The following is a 6,000-nucleotide window of genomic DNA, read 5'->3' as shown; positions in this document are numbered from 1 at the left end:
TCACGGCGTTCTTCGGCAGTCAGGCGTTCCTGGCGTACATCGTGATGGGTTGGCTACCACAGGTATTCATCGACAACGGGGTCCCAAAGGTCGACGCCGGACTCCTGGTCGGACTGGTGTCGTTGATCGGCGTTCCCGTCGCCCTCATCATCGCGCCGCTGGCTGCGCGCTCGACGAATCAGAGCGGGTGGATCGTCGCACTCGGCGTGCTCGGGCTCGGCGGTGCGATCGGATTGATGGTGGCGCCGGGCGCGGCCCCTGTGGTGTGGAGCGTGCTGGTCGGCGTCGGGATGAGCGCCTTCTCGTTGGCACTCACCGTCGTCGCGCTGCGGGCCCGCAACGCCGAGGACACCGCGCAATTGTCGGGAATGGCACAGGGATTCGGCTACCTGTTCGCGGGCACCGGGCCGTTCCTCTTCGGTCTGCTTCACGATCTCTCCGACGACTGGACCATTCCGTTCGTCATGTTCCTCGTGGTCTACGTGGTGCAGATCGTCGCTGGAGCGGCGGCGGGCCGAAACCGCTACGTCTGAGGACATGGTTCTGAGGACAATGGGGACGTGGCCGACGCCGAGCTCCAGCAGACCGTCGACGCGGTATGGCGCATGGAGGCCGCGAAGATCGTCGCGACACTGACCCGTGCCGTGGGCGACGTCGGAACGGCCGAGGATCTGGCGGCGGACGCCCTCGTCGAAGCCTTGGAGCAGTGGCCGACGACCGGCGTCCCGCGCAATCCCGGTGCGTGGCTAACCACCGTCGCCAAGCGCAGGGCCATCGACCACTGGCGCCGCCGAGACCGACTCGACGTCAAGTACGCCGCGCTGGCCCGGGACCTGGAGACCGAGGTCGAGGAGTCGTGGGACCCCGACCACATCGACGACGACGTGCTCCGGCTGATCTTCGTCGCCACGCACCCGGTGCTCTCGCGGGAGAACCAGATCGCCCTGACCCTTCGCGTCGTCGGCGGCCTCACCACCGAGGAGATAGCGCACGCGTTCCTCGTGCCGAAGGCGACCATCGCGGCCCGGATCACCAGGGCCAAGAAGACGCTGGGCGAGAATCAGGTGCCCTTCGAGGTGCCCGACCCCTCCGAGTATCCGGGACGGCTCTCGGCAGTCCTCGGCGTGCTCTACCTGATCTACAACGAGGGATACTCGGCGTCCTCGGGTCAGCGCTGGATCCGCGACGAATTATGCACGGAGGCCTTGCGTTTGGGCCGGGTGCTGGCCGCATTGTTGCCGGCCGAGCCCGAGGTGCACGGCCTGGTCGCGTTGATGGAGTTCCAGTCCTCGCGCTTCGCGGCGCGCACCGGGCCCGACGGCCAGCCGATCCTGCTGGAGGATCAGGACCGCGCCAAGTGGGACCGTGCGCAGATCGTCCGCGGCGTTGCGGCCCTCGAACGCGCAGCACAGGCACTGCAGCAAGAGGGCGTTGGCTGGGGGGCCTACGCGCTGCAGGCAGCGTTGGCCGAATGCCACGCGGCAGCACCGACGGCCGCCGACACCGACTGGGCGCGCATCGTCGCCCTCTACGACGGCCTTCTTCAGCTGGTGCCGTCACCCGTCGTCGAGCTCAATCGGGCCGTTGCGGTGGCAATGCGGTCGGGACCCGAGGAGGCGCTCGCCATCGTGGACCGGATCGTCGGCCTCACCGAGTCGTACCTGCTGCCTAGCGTGCGCGGCGAGCTGCTCTCCCGGCTCGGCCGCCACGGAGAGGCAGCCGAGGAGTTCGACAGGGCCGTGGGCATGGCGACCAACGAGCGCGAGCGCGACGTCCTGGTCACCAAGGCGGAGAAGGCCCGGAATCTACTGTGAGGCAGCTTCTTCCGTTGATGGGGTCGCAACGTACTGCCACGCCGCCAAGCCACCGACCACCACCAGTGCCACCACCGCGATGATCAGACCCGGTCCGTACTCGGCGTTCAGGGACGATGCCTGATTCACGGTCAGATCGCGTGGGTTCAGCTCCCGCGACAGCTGGCCGGTGACCTCGAGCGTCGAGGACGGGCTGACGGCTACCGACGCGACGAGCACCAGGGTGCACGACGCGAAGGCCGCCGAGGCGCCCCACAGGTTCCGGTCGGGAACGGCGCGGACGATCTGGATGACCGCGACGCCCACCGCGACGGCGAGCGCCATCGGGATCAACGCGAGAACGAGCGCCGACGACGTGAGCCAGTCGTAGAAGCCGACGTTGAGCGTGATGACGGAGCCTGCGAACTCGTCATCGACGTCGCTCACGCCGTACCCGCGGTAGTCGTCGGGATTGAGGGTGATCGTCCACAGCGGCAACAGGGTGCACAGCACACCCGCCAGCGCGACGATGCCGAACACGACCGCGATCGGCCGTCCGGAGATGGAGCGCGACCGACGAGTCGGGCCATACCCGGGTGGCGGACCGTACGGCGGAGGGCCGTAATGGGGTTGCTGGTCATGCATCGGGGATCACCACCTGGGCGGGACAGGCGGTGGCTGCTGAACGGGTGCGGGCGCGGTGCGCTGAAAGGCCATGAGCGCCGCGGCAATCCACCCGATGATCGAGAACACCAGCGCCACGATGAGGCCGGCGCCAGGTCCGATCGACACCACCGAGTCGACGAGCTGGTCGACGGACTGGCCGCCCACTTCGTCCTCCAGCGCAGCGCTGAGTTGGCCCGTCAGTCCGATCGACGGCAGCGGATTGGCAACGGCCAATACGAAGGCCAGCAACGACGCCGCCCCGGCAAACACGGCCGAGGCGCCCGAGATCCGCCGTCCCGACCCGAGGATCGCGGGGACCGCCGTCAACGTCGCCAGGACCATGAGAAGCGGAATGGCCTGGGCGACGATGGGCGGCGGAATGGGAAACACGTCGTAGAAACCGATGCCCACGTCCACTTGACCGGACGGGGCGTCGTTGTCGGGCACGTCGAGGGCCGACGGAGTCACCGTGACGCCGTAGAGCGTGAAGAACGAGCCGACCAGAACGATCAGCCCCGAGATCGCGACCACCACGGCCGCGATCCGCGAGCGGTCCAGCCCACCGAGGTTCAGCTGACGCCGCGCTGGCGGTGGGCCGCCGTACTGCTGTCCCCAGTAGGGGGGTCCGGGTGGCTGACCGTAGGGCTGGTTGGGACTTTGCCCGGGCGGCCCACCCTGTGGCGGCCACTGCTCGTATGGATTGCCCATGCGTTCACCTCTCCCCGGCCTCCGATGAGACCCCAGACAACCGTAGCGGTTCGCGACGCCTCCTACGGGCGGCGGATCGGACCGCACGATAGCAGTGTCGCGCATCGAGTCCGACTTTGCTGTGCTCTCTCGTCGGGCGCGCTCGAACCGGCCGGTTCCACCGCATCGCGACCCGCCATCGCCGATCCGGTCCGCGATCGGGAGGATGGTGGCATGACCACGACTCGCGCCGTGCTGTTCGACTTCTCCGGCACGCTGTTCCGCTTGGAGGAGGACGACAGCTGGTTCAGCGGGATGGAGGTCGACGAGCGTCAGGTCGACGGGCACGTGCAGGCCGAACTGATGCGTCGGCTGACCGCGCCCACCGGACGGTCCGTCGACATGGACGAGCAGACCTACCGCGCCTGGGTGAGCCGCGACCTGGCGCCGCATTTGCACCGTGAGGCGTACCTTCACGTCCTACGCGAGTCCGGCCTGGCCGATCACCACGCCGAGATGCTCTACGACCGCGTCGTCAACCCGGCCAGTTGGACCCCGTACCCCGACACCGCCGAGGTGCTGGCCCGACTGCACGCCCGCGGCGTCAAGACCGCCGTGGTCTCCAACATCGCCTTCGACGTCCGCCCGGCCTTCGAGGCGATCGGCGCTTCCGCCGACGTCGACGAGTTCGTGCTGTCCTTCGAGGTCGGCGCCGTCAAGCCACAGCCCGAGATCTTCCGGACGGCGCTGTCGCGGCTCGGGGCGAACCCGGAGGACGCATTGATGGTCGGCGACAGCGAGGAGGCCGACGGCGCCGCCCGCGACGTCGGCTGCCGGTTCGCGCTGGTCGATCCGTTGCCCACCGACGAGCGGCCCGAGGGGTTGGTCGAGGCGCTGGCCGCCTTCGGCGTCGTGCTCTGAGTTCGGCCACCGTAGGGCCGTTGCCCCCTGGCTGCCCAACCCCGGTGGCGGCAGAATCATCGGATGAACCTCGGTGAGCTCGGCGATTTCGTGAAGTCGCGCCGCGACCGCATCCGGCCCGCAGACATCGGATTGCCGCCCGGCAACCGGCGGCGGGTGCCGGGCCTGCGACGCGAAGAGGTCGCCCAGCTCGCGGGCGCATCGACGGACTACTACACCGAGATCGAACGTGGCACAGCCCAACCGTCCGAGCAGATGCTGGCCGCGCTGGCCCGGGCGCTGCGCCTCACCCGCGACGAACGCGACCACCTCTACCATCTGGCTGGCCGAGCCGTGCCGCTGGCAGGCAGCTCGGCTGACCACGTGCACCCCGGAATGCTCGATCTGCTCCTTCGCCTCGACGGCACCCCGGCGCGCGTCATCAGCGATCTGCACGTCACCCTGGCCCAGAACCGAATGGCCGAAGTGCTCCTCGGTTCGGCCGTGGCCGCACCGGGCATCCAGGCCAGCTTCCTCTACCGATGGTTCCTCGACCCCCGTGCCCGCGATCTGTACCCCGCCGCCGATCACGACGCACATTCCCGACGCTTCGTAGCCGACCTGCGCGCCGCATTGGCCCGTCGGGACGAACGCGACCGTGAGTCCACCGAACTGCTCGACGTCTTGCGGCGGCGCAGTGCGGAATTCACTGAGTTGTGGGACCGGCACGACGTGGCCGTCCGCCGCAGCGACCGCAAGCGCATCGTGCATCCCGAGGTGGGGGTCATCGAGGTGAACTGCCTCAACCTGCTCAGCGAGGACGGCCGACAGCGCCTGCTCTGGTTCACCCCCGCCGCGGACACCAACGCCGTTGAGCAGTTCGAGTTGCTGGCCGTCGTCGGCAACCAGTCGCTCGCCCCTTCGGCCGATTGGACCAATCAGGGGTTATGACCCCCCGTTGAGCATCGCGGCGGTCAAGACCTGGTCCCCGATACCCCATCCGCCGTCGACGACCTCGTCGACGAGGATCATCGTGTTGGCCCTGGCGCGTTCGCCGTACAGTTCGACGTAGATCGCAGTGGCGGCGTGGACGATCGTCTCCTTCTGCTCGGTGGTGAGAGTTCCCGCCGGGACCTTGAAGTTGGCGAATGGCATGCTGTTTCCTCCGACCTAGAGTGAACTGAATTACCCGACGCGTCAGACGATTCCACCGTTGGCGCGCACGACTTGACCGTTGATCCAGTGGCCCGCATCGCTGACGAGGAACGCCGTCACCTCGGCGATGTCAGCCGGAGTGCCGAGCCGCTCCAAGGGCGGCTGCTTGGCCAACCGGTCGACGGTGTCGGCATCCTTCCCATCGAGGAAGAGGTCCGTCGCGGTCGGCCCTGGCGCGACGGCGTTGACGGTCACGTCGCGGCCGCGGAGCTCCCTGGCCAGTATCAACGTCAGCGCTTCGACGGCGCCCTTGCTCGCGGCGTAAGCACCGTAGCCCGGAAACGCCAGGCCGACAACGGAAGTGGAGAAGTTGACGAGCGCCCCTCCGGCTCTCAGACGTCGCGCGGCCTGCTGAGCCACGACGAACGTTCCCCGAATGTTGGTGCGGTGTAGATCGTCCAACACCGCGAGATCCAGTTCGGCGATCGGGGCCAGCGCCATCCGTCCTGCCGCGTGCACGACGACGTCGACGCCGCCGAACCGCTCGGTGGTCTCGTCGAACACGGCGGCAACCGCCGCCTCGTCGGCCACGTCGGCACGAACGACGATGGCGCGGCCACCCGCCGCGTCGACGGCCCGCGCCGTTTCCTCCGCGGCGTCCCTGCCACCCGAGTACACGACGGCGACGGCGTGCCCGTCGGCACCCAAGCGGGTGGCGACCGCGCGCCCGATGCCCCGTGAGCCACCCGTGACCACTGCAACCCTCGACACGTGAATCCCTTCGTCGTGTCCATCGTGT

The 6,000-nt window shown here is 68.5% G+C and carries 8 protein-coding genes; 4 read left to right on the top strand and 4 right to left on the bottom strand.

Annotated features, from left to right (window positions below; all coding sequences use genetic code 11):
- Together ABW137_RS15685 and ABW137_RS15680 are read left to right on the top strand one after the other, a co-directional pair.
- Nucleotides 1-533, top strand: a 533-nt coding sequence (locus ABW137_RS15685) for an MFS transporter (protein WP_526401509.1), incomplete at its 5' end; no start/stop codon positions are given.
- Nucleotides 534-605: 72 nt separating this feature from the next.
- Nucleotides 606-1,814 (top strand): RNA polymerase sigma factor, encoded by a 1,209-nt coding sequence (locus ABW137_RS15680; protein ID WP_526401515.1) that lies wholly within the window; start codon nucleotides 606-608, stop codon nucleotides 1,812-1,814.
- On the opposite strand, the gene ABW137_RS15675 is transcribed toward ABW137_RS15680, so the two are convergent.
- Both ABW137_RS15675 and ABW137_RS15670 read right to left on the bottom strand, forming a co-directional pair.
- Complete coding sequence (locus ABW137_RS15675; RefSeq protein ID WP_526401507.1) at nucleotides 1,806-2,438, bottom strand: hypothetical protein; 633 nt, start codon at nucleotides 2,436-2,438, stop codon at nucleotides 1,806-1,808. The genes ABW137_RS15680 and ABW137_RS15675 overlap by 9 nt on opposite strands.
- Nucleotides 2,439-2,444: 6 nt before the next feature.
- On the bottom strand, nucleotides 2,445-3,167 hold the full coding sequence (locus ABW137_RS15670) for a hypothetical protein (protein ID WP_526401506.1): 723 nt from the start codon (nucleotides 3,165-3,167) through the stop codon (nucleotides 2,445-2,447).
- A 213-nt stretch (nucleotides 3,168-3,380) separates the two neighbouring features.
- On the opposite strand from ABW137_RS15670, the gene ABW137_RS15665 reads away from it, so the two are divergent.
- Both ABW137_RS15665 and ABW137_RS15660 read left to right on the top strand, forming a co-directional pair.
- Nucleotides 3,381-4,067 carry an HAD family hydrolase gene (locus ABW137_RS15665; RefSeq protein WP_526401504.1) on the top strand — a complete coding sequence of 229 codons (687 nt, stop codon included), beginning with the start codon at nucleotides 3,381-3,383 and terminating at the stop codon, nucleotides 4,065-4,067.
- A gap of 63 nt (nucleotides 4,068-4,130) precedes the next feature.
- A complete protein-coding gene (locus tag ABW137_RS15660) occupies nucleotides 4,131-4,997 on the top strand; it encodes a helix-turn-helix domain-containing protein (protein ID WP_526401502.1) in 867 nt (288 codons plus the stop codon).
- Here ABW137_RS15660 and ABW137_RS15655 read toward each other — a convergent pair.
- Together ABW137_RS15655 and ABW137_RS15650 are read right to left on the bottom strand one after the other, a co-directional pair.
- Entirely contained in the window at nucleotides 4,992-5,201 is a 210-nt protein-coding gene (locus tag ABW137_RS15655; protein ID WP_526401500.1) for a tautomerase family protein, read from the bottom strand. The genes ABW137_RS15660 and ABW137_RS15655 overlap by 6 nt on opposite strands.
- A 42-nt stretch (nucleotides 5,202-5,243) precedes the next feature.
- Nucleotides 5,244-5,972 (bottom strand): SDR family oxidoreductase, encoded by a 729-nt coding sequence (locus tag ABW137_RS15650; protein WP_526401498.1) that lies wholly within the window; start codon nucleotides 5,970-5,972, stop codon nucleotides 5,244-5,246.
- Nucleotides 5,973-6,000 lie beyond the last annotated feature (28 nt).

It is taken from the genome of Mycobacterium sp., assembly GCF_040509115.1.
Taxonomy (GTDB): domain Bacteria; phylum Actinomycetota; class Actinomycetes; order Mycobacteriales; family Mycobacteriaceae; genus Mycobacterium.
The sequence above is the reverse complement of the archived record's forward strand: the minus strand, read 5'-3'. Positions and strand labels throughout refer to the sequence as shown.